The organism is Salinimicrobium marinum, assembly GCF_014651535.1.
Lineage (GTDB): Bacteria > Bacteroidota > Bacteroidia > Flavobacteriales > Flavobacteriaceae > Salinimicrobium > Salinimicrobium marinum.
In genome coordinates this window covers 145,043-166,326 of sequence record NZ_BMXB01000005.1, presented here as the reverse complement: position 1 = coordinate 166,326, position 21,284 = coordinate 145,043, and the positions used below count along the sequence as shown (strand labels likewise).

The following is a 21,284-nucleotide window of genomic DNA, read 5'->3' as shown; positions in this document are numbered from 1 at the left end:
TTGGATTTATTTTTTTCTTAAAATTATCTTATAGTTTACTTGACTACAAGTTTAATTATTTATTTCTACTTTAGCAATTAATTAGAGCTAATATTGTGAGATTCTTAGGCCGGAAGGTATGCAATAGTTTTTCAATAAATTTATAGCTACAGTAATGCCGAAAACAGCAAACTGCCAAAGCAGCTAAAAAATGAAAAAAGCCTTAATAAATATGGATTCAGGAGAACTTGTGGAAACTCCTGTAATGAATTCAATTACTATAGACAGTGTGGTTTTTGGGTTTGAAAAAGGGAGTCTTGAGGTTTTACTGGTCAAGCATGCAGAAGGGATAAGCAAGGGAAAATGGGGACTTCCCGGCGGATGGATAAAACAGGAAGAAGGAATTGATGAAGCGGCACATAGGTTGCTGCGGGAGCTTACAGGATTGGATCAAATCTACCTGGAACAATTAAAAGCCTTTGGAGATCCCAACCGTTTTCCAAATGGGCGGGTCATCACCATTGGATATTATGCCTTGGTGAAGCGGGAAGATTACCGCATTAAAGCTGGATTTACAGCTTCGGAAGCAAAATGGTATAAGGTAAGGGAGATACCAGATCTAATTTATGATCATAATGAGATCCTGGAATATAGCCTTCAGAATCTTAGAAACAGAGTTCGCCAGGCACCCATAGGATTTACCCTCTTGCCAGAAAAATTCACGCTTCTCCAGTTGATGCAGCTTTATGAGGAAATTTTAGGAGTGGAAATGGATAAACCTAACTTCAGAAGGAAAATTCTAAGGATGAAACTACTTGTTGATCTTAATGAGAAACAAAAAGATGTTTCCCACAGAGCTGCAAAGCTGTACAAATTTGATAATGATATTTACCAGAAATTGACCAGGAAAGGCTTTAACTTCGAATTTTAGATTTAAAAAATTAAAAAACATTCTTCAGTTTAAGTGTCTTAAATTCTTCTCCTCAGTGGAGAAATTTTTCAATAAAAATTTATGCTGTTATCTCCAAAAGCGTAAAAAATACATTCATTTCGTGTTATTGAAATATTTATTTCTTTTAATTGGAAATGGTTTAATATATTAACACTATATTTAATGATGCTGTGGCTGTAAGCAATTAAAGAAAGTAAGCATTACATTATTAGAAATTGCTATCTTTGAAGGTTGGTTTAACCTTGTAAATTCCTCAGTTTTGGACATACCTGCAATAATATTTTAATGAAGAAGAAGAAGGAAGTCACTATTTATGATTTAGCAAAAGAACTTAATTTCTCTCCCTCTACTATTTCCAGAGCGCTTAACAATCATAAAAGTATTGGTAAGAAAACCACGAAGGAAATTCAAAAAGTGGCTGCAAAAATGGGGTACAGGCCAAATTCTATTGCTGCCAGCCTTCGTAGCAACAAAAGTAAGACCATTGGGATTATGATTTCAAGGATTAATCGTCCTTTTGTTTCTTCTCTAATCAGCGGGGTGGAAGATGCTGCAAGAAAAGCCGACCACAACGTAATTATTAGCCAGTCCAATGATAAATACGAAAATGAGGTAAAGAATGCCAAAGCTATGTATGACAGTAGAATTGGCGGACTAATAGTTTCCCTGGCTATGGAAACTAACAATACAGATCATTTTCAGCAGTTCGCAGATAATAATATTCCAATAGTTTTTGTGGATCGTGTTCCCCGGGATTTCAATTCATACAGGGTAATTATTGACAATTATGCAGCCGGTTATAGGGCCACAAAACATCTTATAGACCAGGGTTGTAAGAGAATTGCACATTTTGCAGGTGCGCAGCACGTGAACGTTTACAATCTCCGGAAAAAAGGCTATCTGGACGCTTTACTGGAAAATGGGATCGAAGTAGATGAAAACCTGTTAGTGGATCTGGAAACGATGAGTTTTGAAGAGGGAAGAGAAGCTATGAAAATGCTGCTTGAGTTGGATTTTCCGCCAGATGGTATTTTTTCTTCCAATGATACTGCAGCGGTCAGTGCTATTTTGTGTGCAAAGGAAAGAGGTGTGAGAATACCTGAAGAGCTGGCAATCATTGGGTTTAACGATGATCCTATCTCTTCTATAGTAGAGCCTTCCCTTTCAACAGTTTCACATCCAGCAATGAAAATGGGAGAGATCTCCACGCAGCGAATCCTTGAACATTCCGAAGATAATCTTGGCTCCAGTATTTCTGAAATTACTATGCTGGATACCGAGATCATTGTACGAAACTCCAGTAGAAGAAGGAAGATTTAGAATCCGAATAATCTTGGCAACCATAAGCTTAAAGCCGGAAAAAGGATGACCAGGATCAAAGAGAACAGCATTCCTACAAATAGAGGCAGTAAAGGTTTCACCACCTTCTGGATGGTGGTGCCGGCCACACCCACACCAATAAATAAAACGGCACCTACAGGTGGTGTGCACAGACCTATACAGAGGTTTAAAACCATGATCACTCCAAAATGCACCGGATCAATTCCCATCGCAACAGCCACCGGAAGAAAGATCGGAGTAAAAATTAATACCGCCGGAGTCATATCCATGAATATTCCGATAAATAACAGAATCAAATTAATTAGGATCATGACTACGATAGGATTATCGCTCACAGATAATAATGCGGAGGTTACTTCCTGCGGAATATTTTCATAAGACATTACCCATGACATGGCAATAGACATTGCGATGAGCAGCATTACCAGTGAAATAGTTCCGGCTGCCTGCACAAGTACCGCTTTCAGGCTTGTTATAGTCATTTCTTTATACAGGAATGCAAGAATAAGGCAATACACCACTGCAACGGAAGAAGCTTCGGTAGCAGTAAAGATTCCGGCTACTATTCCTCCTATAATGATGATGAGTAAAAGCAAACTTGGGAGAGCATCAATAAAAGCTTTAAATACCTGTGAAGCAGAACTTCTTTTTGAGGTAGGAAAGCCTTTTCTCTTTGCCCATACCAAAGCAATGGCCATTAAAATAAGCCCGGTTAAAATTCCGGGGATATATCCTGCCAAAAATAAAGCTCCAATACTTACACCTCCGCTCGCGAGGGAATAGATAATGAAAATATTACTTGGCGGTATCAACAATCCTGTTGTAGCAGCCGTTACGTTCACGGCAACTCCATATTCCTTTGTGTAGCCTTCCTTTTCCATTCTTTCAGACATGAAACTGCCAATAGCTGCCGCCGCGGCTCCAGCCGAGCCTGCGATAGCACCAAACATCATAGCTGCTACAATATTAACATGGGCCAAACCTCCCGGAAGTGAGCCTACCAGGGATTTCGCAAATTCTATAAGCCGCTTTGCAATTCCGCCGCTATTCATTATATGTCCGGCGAGGATAAAGAATGGAATAGCAAGGAGGGAGAAACTGTCCAGTCCGGTCACCACTCTTTGTGAGATCGTGGTAAAAGCTGCAATAGAATCAATACTAAATAAGATCGTGATAAGGGATGCTATGCCAATGCTCCAGGCAATGGGAACACGTATTCCTACCAGCACAATAAAACTTATAATCAGCATAAATATTTCCATCACTCAACAAGTTTTAATGCTTTTCTGGATGCTATCATAGCATGAATTTTGAAAAATATTATAATTAGTCCCGAAATTGGAAGGATAAGGTATACATAACCCATTGGGATCTCAAGTGCTGCAGAGGTCTGCCCTAATTTGAAGGAGATATAAATATATCGAAGTCCGCCAATTATAAAGATCATAAATACAAAGATGCTGATGATCACGCTGGTAAGCATTTCCAGTTTAAGCTTCTTTTTTTCAGACATACTATCGGGAAGCAGATCTATGGCTATATGCGCATTTTTTCCTGAAACATAAGCTGCACCAAGAATACTTACCCAGATTAACATAAAGCGTGCAAGTTCATCGGTCCAGGAACTTTGGTCGGCAAATATATATCTTGTGAGCACTCCCCAAAGAACGCTCAGCAGCATGACACTTAACAGTGCAACTACTGCCCATTCCAGGATTCTGTTCAGGTTTTTCTGCATCAATTGATATTTTTGATTCGCTGGATGATTTCATACAATTCCCTGTCTTTTGATTTAAGCGCTTCAATAAGTGGCTCACTCCGCTCTTTAAAAAGGTCTTTATCGGGATAAGTAACGTTCACACCTGCCGAAATAATTTCTGTAAGTGCTTCCTCTTCCGCAGCTTCCCATAATTCACGTTGTTTTACAGCAGCTTCATCTGCACTTTCCTGAATCCAATTTTGTTCCTCAGGATTTAATTCATCATAAATAAGAGTGCTCATCACCAGGATATCCGGGATGGAAGTGTGTTCATCCATGGAAAATTCCTTTGCGATTTCATAATGTTTGGATGTATAAAAGCTGGGAAGATTGTTTTCAGCTCCTTCCACTACGCCCTGTTGAAGTGAAGTATATAATTCACCCCAGGAAACCGGCGTGGCCGATCCTCCTAAAATTTTTACAAGATTGATAGCAGTAGGGCTTTCCATCACCCTAACCTTTAATCCGTCAAGATCATCTGGGGTGGCAATCACGGTATTTTTTGTGTAAAAGGATCTGCTTCCGGCATCAAAGTAGGTAAGGCCTTTTAACCAGTATTGTTCCCCGTCTTCCAGTAAGTCTTTACCAAGTTCACTATCGTAAACCTTGTACCGGTGTTCTTTATTCCGGAAAATATACGGATAACCGAAAACCTGAAGCTTTGGTGAAAAATTTTCCATTACCGCAGAGGAAACCTTTGTCATGGCAAGACTACCTATTTGCAGTAGTTCGAGGCTTTCCCTTTCTCCTCCCAGCTGACTGCTGGGATAAATATCAACAGTTAAAGTACCTCCCGATTTTTCTTTCACCCTTTCTGCAAAATATTCCATGGCAATATGGACGGGATGAGATAATCCCAGGCTATGGCTTAGCTTCAGGGATTTAACTTCCTTTTCCTGCTGGCAGGAAATACAGCATAAAATGAGTAGGATATATACCGGAAATTTTTTCATTAACTCCTCACTTCTGAAATTATTTCCAGTACCTGAGAGACCTTTCGCTGTAGCGCATCAAAATCTGAATTTTCAACGATTTCTTTGGTAATAAGCGAAGATCCCATTCCTACGCAGGTAACGCCGGCATCAAACCACTGCTTTAGGTTTTCTTTGTTAGGAGAAACGCCTCCGCTGGGCATAATTGATGTCCATGGTTGTGGTCCTTTCACGGCTTTCACGAATTTCGGTCCGTATACGGCTGCCGGAAATAGCTTTACAATCTCACATCCCAATTCTTCTGCAACGCAAATCTCATTGAGGCTACCACAGCCTGGGAGGTAGTGAATCTTTCTGCGGTTACAGATCTTCGCCACGTCTTCCCTTAGCACCGGACTTACCACAAATTCTGCTCCCAATGAAATATATAGTGAAGCCGAAGCTGCATCAGTTACAGATCCTACTCCAAGGATCAATTCCGGACAATGCTTCCGGGAATACTTTACAACTTCAGAAAAAGTCTCATGTGCAAATTCTCCGCGGCTGGTGAACTCAAAGAATCTGGCGCCTCCGTTGTAGCAGGCGGTGACGACATTTTTTACAATTTCAGCATCGGAATGATAGAACAGTGGAACCAAACCCGATTCCCTGAATTTAACTGCAATTTCTGGTCTTGAAAGTTTTTTCATTATCATAGTTTATCTGCTGATTCTTCCGGAGCGATCTCCTTCCACCAATTTAAGAACTTCTTCTTTGGTTACTCTATTAAAATCTCCCGGAATGGTATGTTTCAAACTTGAAGCTGCCGTTGCAAAATCCAGTGCTTTCTGGTCATCGTAATTTTGAAATCCGTAGATTAAAGCACCCATAAAACTGTCTCCTGTACCCACACGGTCTACAATAGGAAAGATATCATAAAGATCTGATTCCAGTACGTCGGAACCGTTGAACAAAGAAGCTGACCATTTGTGATGGGAAGCATTGATCTCCTTTCGGTTTGTAACAGCTATTTTCTTCAGCTTCGGAAATTTCTCTTTTAGACGTTCCGCAAGTTCTTTATTGGAACCATCCTTTGTCCTAAGATCAAAAAATTGTTGACAGGCATAATGTCCGGCTAAAAGGATATCGCTTTTTGCAACGAATTCTTTCATAGTTTCCGGCGGATCTGATTCATATTGCCAAAGATTGGCGCGGTAATTAAGATCGGCGGAAATGGTAATTCCCATAGCGGCTGCCGTTTCTATGGCATCCCGGCAAACATCTGCAGCGTTCTGAGAGATGGCAGGCGTAATGCCAGACCAGTGGAACCAGTCACAGTCCTTTAAAATTTCTTCCCAGTTAAACCATTCTCTATTAATTTCTGAAAAGGCAGAGTTTTTACGATCGTAAATCACCTTGCTGGACCGGTTCACAGCGCCTTGCTCCAGAAAATATAATCCTAATCGACCTTTTTCAAACAGAATATTCCCGGTGCCTACTTCATTAATTTTCAAATCGGAAACTGCGGTTCTTCCTATATCGTTATCGGGGAGGACTGTGACTAAATCTGTATTGAGCCCAAAATTCGCCGCCGTTATAAGTACGTTCGCTTCGCTACCACCATAAACCACTTCGAATTTGTCTGCCTGTGAAAATCTTAGATTATTTTCACTGGTTAACCGCATCAAAATTTCGCCCAGGCTTACAAGTTTCTGCATTTTAATCTTATTTTTCTTATTGTACGTTTTCCGGAAATTCAAAAAATTCTTTCGCGTTGTGATAACAAATATCCTGAATGATCTTGCCTATCCATTCATAATCTTCCGGGAGTTCCTTCTTCTCGATGTCATTGCCGAACAAATTACATAAAATCCTTCTAAAATATTCGTGCCGGGGTACCGAAAGAAAACTTCTGCTGTCGGTGAGCATCCCAACAAAACAGCTCAACAAGCCCATATTAGAAATGGTATTTAACTGTTTTTCAATTCCTTCTTTTTGATCCAGGAACCACCAGGCAGATCCATGCTGAACCTTCCCTTTTGGAGTATCTCCCATGAAATTTCCGGCCATGGTTGCCATTATCTCATTTTCTGCAGGGTTTACATTGTAGAGGATTGTTTTTGGAAGTGAATTTTCCTTGTCTAAAGAATCCAGGAATTTCGCCAGTGGCTTTGCCTGCTGGAAATCACCAATGCTGTCAACTCCTGCATTAGCACCAATTTTTGCTAACATTCTTGAATTTGTGTCTCTAATAGGCCCCAGGTGTAATTGCATTGCCCAGTTTCTGGCCGCATAAAACTTCCCGAGGTAAAACATCAAACCCGATTTGTAGATCATTGCTTCCGAAGGATCAATTTCTTCATTATTAAGCTTCTTCTGCAGGATCTCATTTAATTTTTCATCCGTAAAGTCTTCAGCGCATGCACATTCAAGTCCGTGGTCCGAGAGTCGGCAGCCGTGATCGTGAAAATGACCAATCCTGTTTTCCACGGCCTTTAAAAAAGAATTGAGTCCTGTGATATCAATTCCGGTTTTCTCTGAAATGACATTTATGTAATCTTTAAATCCTGTTTTTTCAATATTCAGAAGATTGTCCGGCCTGAATGTTGGCAAAATTTGCACTTCAAAATTATCTTCAGCAATTTTCCGGTGATGGTGTAAGTCATCTGCAGGATCATCGGTAGTACAAACTACCTTGACGTTCATTTTTCTCAACAGGTTCCGGGTAGAATATGCCGGAGTTGAGATCATGGAATTACATTGCTGATAAATCTTTTTTGCGTTTGACGGACTTAAAATATCATTTATTCCGAAGTAACGCTGCAATTCCAGGTGCGTCCAATGATACAAGGGGTTTCTTAAAGTATATGGGATAGTTTCTGCCCACTTTTCGAATTTTTCCTCATCGATACTGTCACCTGTAATGTATTTTTCTTCTATTCCAAGAGCGCGCATGGCACGCCATTTATAATGATCTCCCTCAATCCAGAGTTCTGTGAGATTTTTGAATTTGCGATCATTGGCAATATCTTCCACCGGTAAATGACAGTGGTAGTCAATGATTGGCATATCCTTCGCGTACTCGTGATACAGCCTTTTCGCAGCTTCAGTCTCCAGTAGGAAATCCTCGTCTATAAAATTTTTCATTAAATAAGGTATATTATCTGTAGGCTATCTTAAAGTAAAAGTAGCTTCTTTTAATTTTGCTATTCCCAGTTCGGTGCTTCGGTTACCCGGGCTGGAACCACCAAGATAGATTTTGAAATTTCCGGATTCCAGTACTCTTTCTCCTTCATCATTTACCAGTTCCATCATTTCGGGAGTAATTTTAAACTGAATCTCTTCGGAAGCACCCGGTTCCAAAGCAACTCTTTTTACTCCAAAAAGCTGATATTTTGGAGCTCTTACGGAAGCTTCAAGATCTGAAACATATAACTGAACCACCTCTTCTGATCTTGTGTTTCCCGAATTTTTAACTGTAATAGTGGCGTTTAAAGATTTTCCTTTTCTTATCCTTTTTTCTGAAAGTCTTACATCGGAATAATCAAAATTCGTATAGCTCAACCCATATCCAAAGGGATACATTGGTTCTGCATCCATGTATTTATAAGTTCTTCCTTCCATAGAATAATCTTCGTACGGCGGAAGATCATCCAGGGATTTTGGAAAAGTAATCGGTAGCCTTCCGGAAGGGGATACCTTGCCGAAAATGACATCTGCAACGGCATTTCCACCTTCTTCCCCGGGATACCAAACCAGCAAAACAGCATCGGCAAGTTCATGCACTTCCTGAAGGTTCATAGGGCTACCGCCGGTTATGACTGCGATCAGCGGATTGTCGCCGGCAGCTTCACTCAGTTTCCTGAGGTAATCGATCTGGTTTTGCGGAAGATTGTAATCCAGCCTATCCCCAAATGTTTCAGAAGCAATGGATTCCCCTTCCTCACCCTCCAATACTCCCGAAATTCCTAAAACGGCAATGGTTGCATCACTGTTTTCTGCATTAGGAGAAGCCCAATCCTGCGGATTTGCGTTTGGCCTATCCAATAAGGTTCCCTGACGGTATTGCATCTGGCTTTGTGGTTCAATGGCACCGGCAAGGCCTTCAAGAATGGTTACCAGGTTCGGATTTATTCCGTGGTAATTTCCTAAAAGTACTTCTATACTGGTGGCATTAGGGCCCGTAATAAAATACTTGGAAAGATCATTTTTAAGGGGAAGTGCATTATCATTTTTAAGCATCACGATAGACTTCTGCGCTACTTCTCTGGCTAAAGCCCGGTGCTCTTCGGTATCTAGATTTGCAGCAGAAAGCTGCGAATACGGATTATTTTTAGGAGGATCAAAAAGTCCTAATTTGAATTTGGTTCTCATCAGGACCGACAGTTGCTCATCAATTTCAGCTTCCGTTACCAAACCTTGATTAACAGCTTCTACCAGGGAAGGATAAACGCTTCCGCAGTTGAGGTTCACCCCGCTTTTAATTCCAAGTGCTGCTGCTTCCTCGGGCGTTTCTACTACGTTGTGACCTTCATAAAAATCTACAAGTGCCCAGCAATCACTCACAATATGGCCCTGAAAATTCCATTTGTCCCGTAAAACGTCCTGCAATAAATATTTGTTTGCGCAACAAGGTTCGCCGTTGGTAGCATTATAGGCACACATTATAGTTTCTACGTCAGCCTCGACCAAAGCCTGAAAAGCAGGTAAATAGGTTTCCCACATATCTTTCATGGAAGCTTCGGCATTGAATTCATGGCGAAGTTTTTCGGGCCCACTATGGACCGCATAATGTTTTGCGGCAGCGGCTGTTTTTAAATATTTGGGGTCATCTCCCTGAAGTCCTTTTACAAATGCAGTTCCTAAAAGGCCGGTTAGATAAGGATCTTCTCCGTAAGTTTCCTGGCCACGTCCCCATCGTGGATCACGAAAAATATTAATATTCGGAGTCCAGAAGGTGAGTCCGCTGTATTGGCGGCGGTATCCGTGTTCTACAGCAGTATTATGTGTGGCACGTGCTTCATCAGAGATTTTGCTGGCGACTTCAAGGATCAAATCTTCATCAAAAGTAGCTCCCATTCCAATGGCCTGCGGAAAAACCGTAGCCACGCCCGATCTTCCTATTCCGTGCAAAGCTTCGTTCCACCAGTTATATTCCGGGATTCCCAGTCGTTCTACTGCGGGACTGTTATGCATCATTTGCCCCGCCTTTTCTTCCAATGTCAATCGATTGACTAAATCCTCTACTCTTTCATCGATGGAAAGGCTGGGATCATTAAAGGGATAAGTTTCTGTGCTTGCTGTTTCCTGCCCGCAAAGGAACTGCGGGGCAACAGCGAGGAACATCATTATAATCGGCTTAAGAAAAGAGACTTTCATAATACTTTTTGATGTTGATGAATATTATTCCGACAATTTAAACGTCGAATTTTAAAGATAGTGTTAACAAATAAAGCACAAAAATAGATTAAACGCAACCGATTGCGTAATTAATTTTGTTCACAAGCTTTTTTTACCTAATTTTCGCTTCGCAACCGTTTTAGCGCTGCTTTGTTTCAATTTAAAATAAATCTGTTTATGATATACAAAAGATCCTTTCTAGTCCTTGTTTTGTGTTGTTGTTCTGCACTAATGTCTGCACAGGACGGGTATGACTTATGGTTGCAATATGATAAAATTGATGATGATAAGGTGGTGGAAAATTATTTGGATCATATCAGCGGATTTCATAAGTTCGGATCTGACGAGACGCTGGATGTGGCAACGACAGAGTTGAAAACTGCTTTTGAAGGACTGGTTGGCCAGACATTAAAAGAGTTAAATTCTGTTGAAGAAAATTCCGTAGTACTGGGAAGTGAGGAGAACCTGCCATCAGAAATCCGGGCAATGCTGAAAAGTGATCTTTCAGAAATAAATTCTGAAGGTTATGTGCTCAAAAGCCTAAGCCTGAACAATAATAGAATTACCGTGGTTACTGGTAAAACCGATGTCGGAGTACTTTATGGTACCTTCAGGTTAATTAAAGAAATGCAGTTGCATAACAACATTACTCAATGTGATATCATTGATTCTCCTAAAATTCAGAAGAGGCTTTTAAACCATTGGGATAACCTCGACAGGACTGTGGAGCGTGGGTACGCCGGCTTCTCCATCTGGGACTGGCATCATCTTCCGGAGCTTATAAAACCTGAATATATCGACTACGCCCGTGCAAATGCATCCATTGGAATTAACGGTACCGTTTTAACCAACGTTAATGCCAGTTCCCTGGTGCTGACTTCCCACTATATAGAAAAAGTAAAAGCTTTGGCCGAAGTTTTCAGGCCTTATGGACTCCAGGTGTATTTGACAGCGCGCTTTTCCTCACCAATGGAATCGGGGGACCTGAAAACGGCAGATCCTTTAGATCCTGAAGTGAGACAATGGTGGAAAGATAAAGCAGATGAAATTTATGCTGAAATTCCCGATTTTGGAGGATTTTTGGTCAAAGCAAATTCCGAAGGGCAACCGGGGCCTAACAACTACGACAGATCGCACGTAGATGGGGCAAATATGCTGGCGGAAGCCGTAGCGCCTCACAGCGGAATTGTGATGTGGCGCGCCTTCGTTTATTCTGAAGACGATCCCGAAGACCGTGCAAAACAAGCCTATTCAGAATTTGTGCCTTTTGATGGTCAGTTTCACGACAATGTTCTGGTACAGGTAAAAAACGGACCTATAGATTTTCAGCCGCGGGAGCCATTTCATCCTATGTTTGGTGCGATGCCCGATACTCCGTTGATGATGGAATTCCAGATCACACAGGAATATTTAGGCTTCAGTTCGCACCTGGTATACCTGCCGGAAATGTTTGAAGAAACACTAGATGAAGATACATATGTGCAGGGAGAAGGATCTACGGTGGCCAAAGTGGTCGACGGAACCTTATCCAATAAAAAATTAACGGGAATTGCCGGGGTTGCCAATATTGGAACCGCAAAGAACTGGACAGGACATCCATTCGGGCAGGCGAACTGGTATGGCTTTGGAAGACTGGCGTGGGATCCTTACCTTGATTCAGAAGCTATAGCCAAAGAGTGGTTGAAAATGACTTTTTCAAACGAGCAGGAATTTGTAGATCCGGTAAAAGATCTAATGATCAAATCTAGAGAGGCTGTGGTAAATTATATGACGCCTCTTGGACTACATCATATTATGGATACAGGGCACCATTATGGCCCGGGTCCATGGGTAGATGACCTTGGAAGACCTGAATGGAACCCCGTTTACTATCACCGAGCCACTTCTGAAGGTGTCGGATTTGATAGAACAGAATCAGGGAGCGATGCTCTCTCTCAATATGCAGAGCCTATCAGGGAAAAATACAATTCCATTGAGACAACGCCCGAAAAATACCTGCTTTGGTTCCACCATGTGCCGTGGGATTATAAAATGGAAAACGGGCAAACTTTATGGTATAATCTTGCAGCAAAATACCAGGAAGGTGTGGAAGACGTAGAAGAGATGGTGAACACCTGGAATGACATAGAGGAATATGTAGATGACCAAAGGTTTGAGGAAATTCAAATGCTGCTGCAAATTCAGCTGAAAGAGGCCAAATGGTGGCGCAATGCCGTGTTGCTGTATTTTCAGCAATTCTCCGGAAAGGAGTTACCCGAATTTATCCCTGAACCCGAATATGACCTAGAATATTATCAATCCCTGGAATTCCCTTATGCTCCCGGCATTAGTCCTTCCTGGCATTAATTAAAATAAACTACTTATGGAAAATAAGCTTACAGCTATAGTTACCGGCGCCAATGCCGGATTAGGATTTGCAACTGCAAAAAAGTTTTGTGACAACGGAATCATCACCTACGTAAACGGAAGAAACAAGGAGAAAACGCTGCAAGCCTGCGAGGAGCTTGGACCAAATGCAAAACCCTTCATTCTCGACCTGAACAATCTCGACGAAATCCCCGACGCAATTGTAAAACTTGCTAAAGAAGCCGGAAAAATTGATATTTTGGTGAACAATGCGGGAATCAATATGAAAAAGGAATTTCTGGAGGTTACCAATGAAGAATTTCAGAATATTCTCCACACCAATGTGCTGGCTCTTTTTGCAGTGAGTAGGGAAGTGGCAAAGGTGATGAAGGAGAACAATTCCGGAAGCATTATCAACATCAGCTCAATGGCTGCGCAATATGGAATTCCTAAAGTAATCGCTTATTCTGCCAGTAAAACAGCCATAGACGGGATGACCCGCGCCATGGCAGTAGACCTTGCACAATTCGGTATTAGGGTGAACGCGGTAGCTCCTGGTTTTATCAAGACCAATATGTCCAGCAAAGCTTTGGATAACGATCCGGAGCGTAAGAACAAGGTGCTTTCAAGAACGCCAATGGGCAGACTGGGAGAACCTTCAGATGTTGCCGATGCTGTGTATTATTTCGCGACTTCAGAATCAAAATTCACCACCGGAACTGTTTTGCCGGTAGACGGTGGAAACTCAATAGGTTTTTAGTATGTACAGAATGACTCAAACCATGCGTTGGTATGGCCCTAACGACTTACTCTCGCTTAAAGAATTGAAACAGGCCGGGATCACCGGAATCGTAACTGCTTTACACGAAATTCCCGTTGGAGAAATCTGGTCTCAAAATGCCATTTTAGAGAGGAAAGCAGAGATCGAAGCCCTGGGAATGGAATGGAGCGTGATCGAAAGTCTTCCAGTACATGAGGATATCAAGAAACGCTCTGGAAATTTTGAGCAATACATTGAAAATTACAAAATCAGCCTTCAGAATATTGGGAAATGCGGGATTGAAGTAGTAGCTTATAATTTTATGCCAATCCTGGATTGGGTACGTACAGATCATTTTTACGAAAATAAGGAAGGTGCTACTGTATTAAGGTATGACCCCGTAAAATTTGCTTTTTTTGACCTTTTCCTGCTGAAAAGGAAGAATGTAGAACAGGATTATTCCGAAGCTGCAATGGCTGAAGCGAAAGCGTTGGGAGAAAAACTTTCTTCAGAAGAAAAAGAACAGCTTTTTAAAAATATTCTTCTCGGTTTACCCGGAAGTAAGGAAAATTTCACTCCTGAAATTATTAAAGATCTGTTGAAAAGCTACCAGCATATCACTGATGAAAAACTCCGGGAGAATCTGGTTTCTTTTTTAAAGGAAGTGGCTCCTGTGGCGGCCGAAAGTGGCGTAAAACTGGCAATCCATCCCGATGATCCTCCATTTTCTGTGTTGGGATTACCAAGGGTGGTAAGCAACCAAAAAGACCTGGAGTACATTTTCAATAATGTTGATGCCAATGCCAACGGACTCTGCTATTGCACCGGTTCCCTGGGCGCAAATCCCAAAAATGATCTGCTGGAGATTTTTGAAAAATTTAGTGACAGGATCCACTTTTTGCACCTTCGGAATGTGAAGAGAGAAGCTTCCGGTGTGTTCATGGAATCAGATCATCTGGCCGGAGATGTGCCAATGACTGAAGTTATGAAGAAGATCCTGAAACTTCAGAAGGAAAAACAAAAGACCATTCCCATGCGACCAGATCATGGGTATTTGCATTCAATGGAAAAAGATAAAAAATACTACGCCGGCTACTCCTTTATTGGTCGTCTAAAAGGTCTGGCAGAATTACGCGGACTTGAACTGGGGTTACTTGAAACTTTTAAATAAAATTTATGGCTCATTTAAATATTCTAAAGAAATCGGCTCTTTTGATGCTGTCTTTTTCCCTCTTGACTGCTTGTAAAAATGAATCGGGTAAAGCGGAACAACCAGCTTTAACGACTGAAGAACAAGAGCAGGAAAAAGGGCTCAAGGATTATTATTCAGATTATTTTTCCATGGGAGTTGCGGTCGCACCAAATACTATAAAAGGAGAATCTGCTGAACTTCTTTTAAAAGAGTTCAACAGCATCACTCCTGAAAATGTGATGAAGATGGGGCCTATTCATCCTGAGAAAGACCGGTTTAACTGGGAAGAAGCCGATGCTATTGCTGAATTTGCCCGTGAGAATGATCTCATGATGCGGGGACATGCCCTGGTTTGGCATCAACAACACGGGGGCTGGATCTTTGACGCTGAAGATGGCGGGAAAGTGAATAAGGAAGAGTTACTAAGCAGGATGAAAACTCACATTGATTCTGTAGTCGGTCGCTATAAAGGCACCATCTACGCATGGGATGTGGTGAACGAAGCCATTGCTGATGACAGCACACAGTTCCTACGAAAATCTGAATGGTATGATATTACAGGAGAGGATTTCATTATAAAAGCCTTCGAATATGCCCATGCAGCCGATCCTGATGCGAAACTTTACTACAACGATTATAATGCGATCATTCCTGAAAAGAGGGACAGGATCTACAAGCTTTTAAAGATGCTGGTAGATCGTGATGTGCCAATTGACGGAGTGGGAATTCAGGGGCACTGGTCCATTTATGGTCCTTCAGAAGAAGAACTTCGTGAGGCTCTGGATATGTATTCTTCCTTAGGCCTGGAAGTGCAGATCACCGAACTGGATGTTTCCCTTTATCCCTGGGAGAAAGAACAGCGGGAGCGCAGACCCGGGGATGTGGATGAATTTACGTCCGAGCTGGAACAAAAACAACTGGAAACCTACGATATGTTCTTTAGAGTTTTTAGGGATTACAAGGATGTTTTGACGAGCGTGACTTTCTGGAACTTATCAGATCAATATTCCTGGCTGGATTATTATCCGGTAGAAGGCCGTAAGAACTATCCGCTTTTGTTTGGCGAAGATATGCAGCGTAAAAAGGCCTATTTTCAGGTTATAGATTTTGCAGAAGAAAAAGAATAAAAAAACCGCAGTATGAAGATCACCTCCAATATTACTAAAGTCAGCTTTCTGTTTTTCCTGTTTTTTCTGGGAATGAACTTGAATACTGTTTTTGCGCAGGAATCCTATATAGCTACTTCTGAAGAAAACGAATATTTCCCGTTGGTTTCTGAAGCTGGAAGTGCAGCAATACACATCGATGAAAACGATTTCAAAGGCGTACACCGGGTAGCTGAAGATCTTCAGAAGGATATTAAAAGGGTGACAGGAAATCTTCCGGAACTCCTCAGAAATTCCGAAGTTTCTTCCGGGACACCAGTTATTGTGGGAACACTGGGCAAGAGCCGCCTCATCGATCAACTTGTTCAGAACAAAAAAATTGATGTTACTAAAATTCAAGGAAAGTGGGAAACCTTTGCTATTAAGGTGGTGAAAGATCCTTTTGAGGGGGTAGAACAGGCGCTGGTGATCGTTGGAAGTGACAAACGAGGGACAATCTTCGGGATGTATGATGTATCGGAAGAAATCGGAGTTTCTCCCTGGTATTACTGGGCAGATGTTCCGGCTAAACAATCAGATGTACTTTATGTGCAGCCGGGAACACATTCTAAAGGCACTCCAAAAGTAAAGTACCGTGGCATCTTCATTAATGATGAAGCCCCTGCACTTGCAGGCTGGGTAACAGAGAATTTCGGCGGATTCACCAGTGGATTCTATGAGCATGTTTTTGAACTTATTTTGCGTATGCAGGGCAATTACCTGTGGCCGGCGATGTGGGGAAGGGCTTTTTATGATGATGATCCCAAAAATCCTGTTTTGGCAGACGAATATGGAGTCGTAATTGGAACTTCTCATCACGAACCTTTAATGCGGGCGCACGACGAGTGGAGGCGCTTTGGTGAAGGAGGCTGGAATTATAATACCAATCCCGAGAACCTTCGGGAATTCTGGAGAGGCGGAATTCAACGAATGGGAGATTATGAAAGTGTGGTTACAGTTGGTATGCGTGGGGACGGTGATGAACCAATGGCCGAAGGTACCGCAATTGAACTTTTGGAACGCATTGTGGAAGACCAGCGGCAGATCATTGCTGAAGTTACCGGAAAACCGGCAGAAGAAACTCCACAGGTTTGGGCACTTTATAAAGAAGTACAGGATTACTACGATCAGGGAATGCGGGTACCCGATGATGTTACGCTGCTGTTGGCAGATGACAACTGGGGAAATATCCGTAAACTCCCAAACCCTAAAGAAGAACCAAGGGAAGGCGGCTACGGGATCTATTATCATTTTGATTATGTTGGTGGTCCGAGAAATTACAAATGGATCAATACCACCCAAATCTCGCGGGTTTGGGAACAAATGAACCTCGCATATAAATTCGGAGCAGACGAACTTTGGATCGTGAACGTGGGTGATATCAAACCGATGGAATTCCCAACCAGTTTCTTTTTGGACTATGCCTGGGATCCCGAAAAAATAGGGGCCGGAGATCTTTGGAAATATACCGAAAATTGGGCTGCCAGACAGCTGCCCGAAGAATATTCCGAAGAGATTGCAGATCTACTTCTTACCTACTCAAAATACAACAGCCGTAGAAAACCGGAATTGATAAGTCCGGAAACTTACAGCCTTATAAATTTCAATGAAGCTGAGAGGATCGTAAAAGAATATCGTGACCTTGAGAAAAGAGCGGAAGCGATCTATGAACAGATTTCCGAAGAATATAAAGATGCTTATTATCAGCTAGTATTATTTCCCGTAAAAGCATCGGTAAACCTGAATGAACTTTATGTTTCTGCTGCAAAAAATAATTTATATGCAGAACAGGGCAGGGCTGCAGCCAATAAATATGCCGACAAAACTGAGGAACTCTTTCAAAAAGATGCTGAGCTAACAGAGCAGTATCACACTGAACTTGCCGATGGTAAATGGAATCACATGATGTCTCAAACACACATTGGCTATACCTACTGGCAACAACCAGATCAAAACAATATGCCTGAGATTGGGAAAATCAAAGTTCCTGAAAAAGCGGAAATGGGCGTAGGAGCTCAGGGATCCAAAAATGTATATACAAGAAGTGGTGCGACTACCACTTTACCCACATTTGATCCGTTCAATGATCATGAGTTCTATGTAGAGGTTTTCAATACAGGTCGAAAATCCTTTGACTTTAAAATTCAGAAAAAAGAAGATTGGATAGAAGTTTCTGAGGAAAAAGGCACTGTTGAAGATCAAAAAAGGCTTTTAGTCAGTGTGAACTGGGAAAAAGCCCCTAAGGGGCAGACTCGTGGTTCCTTCAGGATTAATGGAACAGGCAAAAGAATAACTGTTGAAGTACCTGTCAATAATCCTGAAAATGAGAATATCAAAGGCTTTGTTGAAAATAGCGGATTTATTTCTATGGAAGCCGCAAATTATTCTAAAAACAATAAGGAGAACGAAAGCGGCTGGGAATTGGTGCCAAACCTTGGAAGAACAGGATCTGCCATGACTTCATTTCCAAATGAACCCACTCAGCAGGAACTTTCAGAAAATAGTCCGTATCTCGCTTATAATTTTCATAGCTTTAGTTCGGGTGAGGCAGACGTGGAATTTTATTTATCACCAACGCTTGATTTCAGGAATCAGGGTGGATTGGAATTCGCATTTTCAATAGATAATAAGGAGCCGGAAGTAATCAATATGCACGAAAAAACTGAAGATAACTGGAATACTTCCGTAGCAAATAACGTTACAAAAGTACGTACAACAATAAGCATTGAGCCGGGGAATCACACGTTGAAAATATGGGCAATAGAATCTGGAGTTGCCTTGCAAAAGATTGTGATAAAAACTGGAGAGGATAAAGATTCTTATTTAGGCCCACCGGAAAGCGCGAAGGTGAAATAATATCATCTGGAGACCTACTTTAAAGGAGGCTGTCTAGAAGCTTATTTTACGTCCACCTGAATTTATTTCAGGTTCTAATAATAATGAAAACCAGATTTAAATGATTCTGAAATAAATCAGTATGACGAACTAAGATGCTTTTCAGATAGCCCTTTAAAAAGGGTTAAGATGACTTTTTCCCTAACGTACCCCCTTAACCTTCATCTCCAGACTAAAAACCGCATCCATAGCAGTAATAAATAATATCTGATTATTTTTTCCACCGAAAGTGACATTTGCTGTCCAGTTTTTTTCCACTGGAAGATGGAGGATCTTCTCTCCTTTCTTATTAAAAACAGTGACACCATTGCCGGTAAGATAGAGGTTACCCCGATTATCGATGGTCATACCGTCAGATCCCATTTTTGTAAAGAGCGTTTTATTCGAAAGGCTTCCATTTTCAGCAATGTCAAAAGACCAGGTTTTGTCAGCTTCAATATCTGCTATATACAGCTTCTTACCATCGGGCGTACCAATGGTGCCGTTTGGCTTTACAAGATCTTCTGTGGCAACAGTTAATTCCTTACTGTCCGGAGACAAATAATATACCCGCTGCTCTTCCATTGGCTGCCCGTCATAATTCCGGTACGGTCTTTCGTAGTAAGGGTCCGTAATATAAATTCCTCCTTTTGCATCGATCCAAAGATCGTTAGGTCCGTTTAATTTCTTTCCCCGGAATTCGTCGACCAACACAGTGACATTTTTGTTTTGATCGATCTTCCATAATTCAGATTTCTCATCGGCACAGGCAAAGAGATTTCCATTTAGGTCAAAATAAAGTCCGTTGGCCCGGCCTATATCTTCCATAAAGACGGAGACTTTGTTATCTTCCACAGACCATTTGAGAATGCGGTTATTCGGCTGATCTGTAAAATACACATTACCTTCATAATCGGCCGCAGGGCCCTCGGTAAATTCAAATCCATCGGAAACCAATTTCATTTCTGCACCGTCTGCAACGATTAAGGATTCCTGCGATTTACAGCTTATGGTGAATATTAACGTGGAAATAAAAAGAAGTCTGGATGTAGTACAGATTTTCATATTTAAAATTTTTCAGAAATAAAAGATACGGAAAACTCCCGGGACAGACCTCACAGTTATGAGGGTTCAGGATGAACCCTTGAGGTTTCAGCAACAAAGATCCCCTTCTAAAATAGTTATTAAGCCGAAGGATTTTATCTTTGCGGCTGCAAAATCATAGATTTGGATTCTTCCGTAAGCTTTAGAAACATCAATAAAATTGCCGTTCCCGCCATCATTGCCGGAATCGCAGAGCCGCTCATCTCTCTTACAGATATTGCGGTGATTGGAAATGTGGAGGAGAATTCTGTAGAAGCGCTTGCCGCAGCGGGGATTGTTGGTTCGTTTTTATCTGCAATTATCTGGATCATGGCGCAGACAAAAACGGCGATTTCCGCATTTGTTTCCCAGCACCTCGGCGCCAATAGGCTTCATGCCGTGAAAACACTGGTGCCACAGGTGATCTATTTCAACCTTCTATTGAGCCTGGTAATTTATTTTATTACTGCTTTTTTTGCAGAAGCCATTTTCACTGCTTATAATGCCGAGGGTTTGATCCTCAATTATTCCGAAAATTATTACCGGATAAGGGCACTTGGCTACCCATTGACCCTGGTCACTTTCGCTATTTTCGGAGTTTTCCGCGGGCTACAGAATACGCTATGGGCTATGAAATGTAGTATAACCGGCGCAGTTGTGAATGTGGCGCTGGATTATTTGTTGGTTTTTGGAATTGAGGGTTATATCCCGGCTATGCACCTCGAAGGAGCCGCTTATGCAAGTCTGGTGGCGCAGGGAACCATGCTCGTGATGGCGCTTTGGTACTTCTTTAAAAAGACCCCTTTTCACTTAAAATTAAGCTTCAATATCAATCCGCAGATGAAAGGCCTGTTACTTATGGCAGCCAACTTAATTGTGCGGACTACGGCTCTAAACTTTGCCATTTACCTGGCAAATGCATACGCTACAGATTATGGGAAAAACTACATTGCCGCACAAAGTATCCTGATGAATATCTGGCTTTTCTTTTCTTTCTTTATTGATGGCTACGCCAACGCCGGAAACGCAATTGGGGGAAGGCTATTGGGCGCCCGGGACTATAAAAACCTTTGGGAGCTCAGTAAAAAGATCTCAAAATATGCTGTTTGGATTGCCCTGATTCTGGCGGGAATTTGTGCCTTGTTTTATAATGAAATTGGGTTGCTGTTTAACAAAGAAGCCTCTGTGCTGGTGCTGTTTTCTTCCGTTTTTTGGATTGTCTTGGTAATGCAGCCAGTTAATGCCATCGCTTTTATGTTCGACGGAATTTTTAAAGGTCTGGGAGAAGCAAAATATCTTCGGAATTTACTGTTGGGTGCTACCTTTTTGGGCTTTGTTCCGGTGCTGCTGATAGGAGATTACTTCGGCTGGAAACTACACGCAATCTGGGCTGCTTTTTTCGTGTGGATGCTGATTAGAAGTAGTGCGCTCGTGATCAAATTCCGAAGGAAATATCTTCAGAAGGAGGTTTAATACGCTCTTGAAAAAGTATAAAATATTCTATTTTTTACCATTTCTGGATACCATATTCAGGCTTATTTT

The 21,284-nt window shown here is 41.6% G+C and carries 16 protein-coding genes; 8 read left to right on the top strand and 8 right to left on the bottom strand.

Annotated features, from left to right (window positions below):
• The first annotated feature begins 190 nt into the window (after positions 1-190).
• Together IE056_RS09090 and IE056_RS09085 are read left to right on the top strand one after the other, a co-directional pair.
• Positions 191-910: an NUDIX hydrolase gene (locus IE056_RS09090; RefSeq protein ID WP_189604392.1), complete on the top strand. Its 720-nt coding sequence runs from the start codon at positions 191-193 to the stop codon at positions 908-910.
• Positions 911-1,216: 306 nt separating this feature from the next.
• Positions 1,217-2,251 (top strand): LacI family DNA-binding transcriptional regulator, encoded by a 1,035-nt coding sequence (locus IE056_RS09085; RefSeq protein ID WP_189604391.1) that lies wholly within the window; start codon positions 1,217-1,219, stop codon positions 2,249-2,251.
• Here the strand turns inward: IE056_RS09085 and IE056_RS09080 are convergent.
• From IE056_RS09080 to IE056_RS09050, 7 genes are read right to left on the bottom strand one after another with little or no spacing between them, the layout of a single operon-like run.
• Complete coding sequence (locus IE056_RS09080; protein WP_189604410.1) at positions 2,248-3,534, bottom strand: TRAP transporter large permease; 1,287 nt, start codon at positions 3,532-3,534, stop codon at positions 2,248-2,250. The genes IE056_RS09085 and IE056_RS09080 overlap by 4 nt on opposite strands.
• Positions 3,534-4,010 carry a TRAP transporter small permease gene (locus IE056_RS09075; RefSeq protein ID WP_189604390.1) on the bottom strand — a complete coding sequence of 159 codons (477 nt, stop codon included), beginning with the start codon at positions 4,008-4,010 and terminating at the stop codon, positions 3,534-3,536. Before IE056_RS09075 ends, IE056_RS09080 begins: the two co-directional genes overlap by 1 nt.
• A complete protein-coding gene (locus tag IE056_RS09070) occupies positions 4,010-4,984 on the bottom strand; it encodes a TRAP transporter substrate-binding protein (RefSeq protein ID WP_189604389.1) in 975 nt (324 codons plus the stop codon). The genes IE056_RS09075 and IE056_RS09070 overlap by 1 nt, the downstream gene beginning before the upstream one ends.
• Complete coding sequence (locus IE056_RS09065) at positions 4,984-5,652, bottom strand: bifunctional 4-hydroxy-2-oxoglutarate aldolase/2-dehydro-3-deoxy-phosphogluconate aldolase (RefSeq protein WP_189604388.1); 669 nt, start codon at positions 5,650-5,652, stop codon at positions 4,984-4,986. Before IE056_RS09065 ends, IE056_RS09070 begins: the two co-directional genes overlap by 1 nt.
• A gap of 9 nt (positions 5,653-5,661) precedes the next feature.
• Entirely contained in the window at positions 5,662-6,660 is a 999-nt protein-coding gene (locus IE056_RS09060; RefSeq protein WP_189604387.1) for a sugar kinase, read from the bottom strand.
• Positions 6,661-6,676: 16 nt separating this feature from the next.
• The gene (gene uxaC / locus IE056_RS09055; protein WP_189604386.1) at positions 6,677-8,089 is read right to left on the bottom strand and encodes a glucuronate isomerase; all 1,413 of its coding nucleotides are present in this window, start codon (positions 8,087-8,089) and stop codon (positions 6,677-6,679) included.
• A gap of 24 nt (positions 8,090-8,113) precedes the next feature.
• The gene (locus IE056_RS09050; RefSeq protein WP_229793715.1) at positions 8,114-10,321 is read right to left on the bottom strand and encodes a glycoside hydrolase family 3 C-terminal domain-containing protein; all 2,208 of its coding nucleotides are present in this window, start codon (positions 10,319-10,321) and stop codon (positions 8,114-8,116) included.
• A 198-nt stretch (positions 10,322-10,519) separates the two neighbouring features.
• Here IE056_RS09050 and IE056_RS09045 point away from each other — a divergent pair, with 198 nt between their 5' ends.
• The 5 genes from IE056_RS09045 to IE056_RS09025 are packed head-to-tail and all read left to right on the top strand — an operon-like array spanning position 10,520 to position 18,641.
• Positions 10,520-12,688, top strand: coding sequence for an alpha-glucuronidase family glycosyl hydrolase (locus IE056_RS09045; protein ID WP_189604385.1), 2,169 nt, complete (start codon positions 10,520-10,522; stop codon positions 12,686-12,688).
• Between the two features lie 16 nt (positions 12,689-12,704).
• Entirely contained in the window at positions 12,705-13,448 is a 744-nt protein-coding gene (locus IE056_RS09040; protein ID WP_189604384.1) for an SDR family NAD(P)-dependent oxidoreductase, read from the top strand.
• A 1-nt stretch (position 13,449) separates the two neighbouring features.
• A complete protein-coding gene (gene uxuA / locus IE056_RS09035; RefSeq protein ID WP_189604383.1) occupies positions 13,450-14,619 on the top strand; it encodes a mannonate dehydratase in 1,170 nt (389 codons plus the stop codon).
• Between the two features lie 5 nt (positions 14,620-14,624).
• Positions 14,625-15,767, top strand: a complete 1,143-nt coding sequence (locus tag IE056_RS09030) for an endo-1,4-beta-xylanase (RefSeq protein WP_229793714.1) — start codon at positions 14,625-14,627, stop codon at positions 15,765-15,767.
• A gap of 12 nt (positions 15,768-15,779) precedes the next feature.
• On the top strand, positions 15,780-18,641 hold the full coding sequence (locus IE056_RS09025) for a glycosyl hydrolase 115 family protein (protein ID WP_189604382.1): 2,862 nt from the start codon (positions 15,780-15,782) through the stop codon (positions 18,639-18,641).
• 180 nt (positions 18,642-18,821) lie between these two features.
• On the opposite strand, the gene IE056_RS09020 is transcribed toward IE056_RS09025, so the two are convergent.
• The gene (locus IE056_RS09020) at positions 18,822-19,724 is read right to left on the bottom strand and encodes an SMP-30/gluconolactonase/LRE family protein (RefSeq protein WP_189604381.1); all 903 of its coding nucleotides are present in this window, start codon (positions 19,722-19,724) and stop codon (positions 18,822-18,824) included.
• Positions 19,725-19,886: 162 nt separating this feature from the next.
• Between IE056_RS09020 and IE056_RS09015 the strand changes: the two genes are divergently transcribed.
• On the top strand, positions 19,887-21,215 hold the full coding sequence (locus tag IE056_RS09015; RefSeq protein WP_189604380.1) for an MATE family efflux transporter: 1,329 nt from the start codon (positions 19,887-19,889) through the stop codon (positions 21,213-21,215).
• Positions 21,216-21,284 lie beyond the last annotated feature (69 nt).

Coding starts and splice junctions, on each gene's coding strand:
- uxaC (WP_189604386.1), bottom strand. CDS start 8,089: ATGAAAAATTTTATAGACGAGGATTTCCTACTGGAGACTGAAGCTGCG.
- IE056_RS09025 (WP_189604382.1), top strand. CDS start 15,780: ATGAAGATCACCTCCAATATTACTAAAGTCAGCTTTCTGTTTTTCCTG.
- IE056_RS09045 (WP_189604385.1), top strand. CDS start 10,520: ATGATATACAAAAGATCCTTTCTAGTCCTTGTTTTGTGTTGTTGTTCT.
- IE056_RS09080 (WP_189604410.1), bottom strand. CDS start 3,534: ATGGAAATATTTATGCTGATTATAAGTTTTATTGTGCTGGTAGGAATA.
- IE056_RS09060 (WP_189604387.1), bottom strand. CDS start 6,660: ATGCAGAAACTTGTAAGCCTGGGCGAAATTTTGATGCGGTTAACCAGT.
- uxuA (WP_189604383.1), top strand. CDS start 13,450: ATGTACAGAATGACTCAAACCATGCGTTGGTATGGCCCTAACGACTTA.
- IE056_RS09085 (WP_189604391.1), top strand. CDS start 1,217: ATGAAGAAGAAGAAGGAAGTCACTATTTATGATTTAGCAAAAGAACTT.
- IE056_RS09090 (WP_189604392.1), top strand. CDS start 191: ATGAAAAAAGCCTTAATAAATATGGATTCAGGAGAACTTGTGGAAACT.
- IE056_RS09040 (WP_189604384.1), top strand. CDS start 12,705: ATGGAAAATAAGCTTACAGCTATAGTTACCGGCGCCAATGCCGGATTA.
- IE056_RS09030 (WP_229793714.1), top strand. CDS start 14,625: ATGGCTCATTTAAATATTCTAAAGAAATCGGCTCTTTTGATGCTGTCT.
- IE056_RS09050 (WP_229793715.1), bottom strand. CDS start 10,321: ATGAAAGTCTCTTTTCTTAAGCCGATTATAATGATGTTCCTCGCTGTT.
- IE056_RS09020 (WP_189604381.1), bottom strand. CDS start 19,724: ATGAAAATCTGTACTACATCCAGACTTCTTTTTATTTCCACGTTAATA.
- IE056_RS09065 (WP_189604388.1), bottom strand. CDS start 5,652: ATGAAAAAACTTTCAAGACCAGAAATTGCAGTTAAATTCAGGGAATCG.
- IE056_RS09075 (WP_189604390.1), bottom strand. CDS start 4,010: ATGCAGAAAAACCTGAACAGAATCCTGGAATGGGCAGTAGTTGCACTG.
- IE056_RS09070 (WP_189604389.1), bottom strand. CDS start 4,984: ATGAAAAAATTTCCGGTATATATCCTACTCATTTTATGCTGTATTTCC.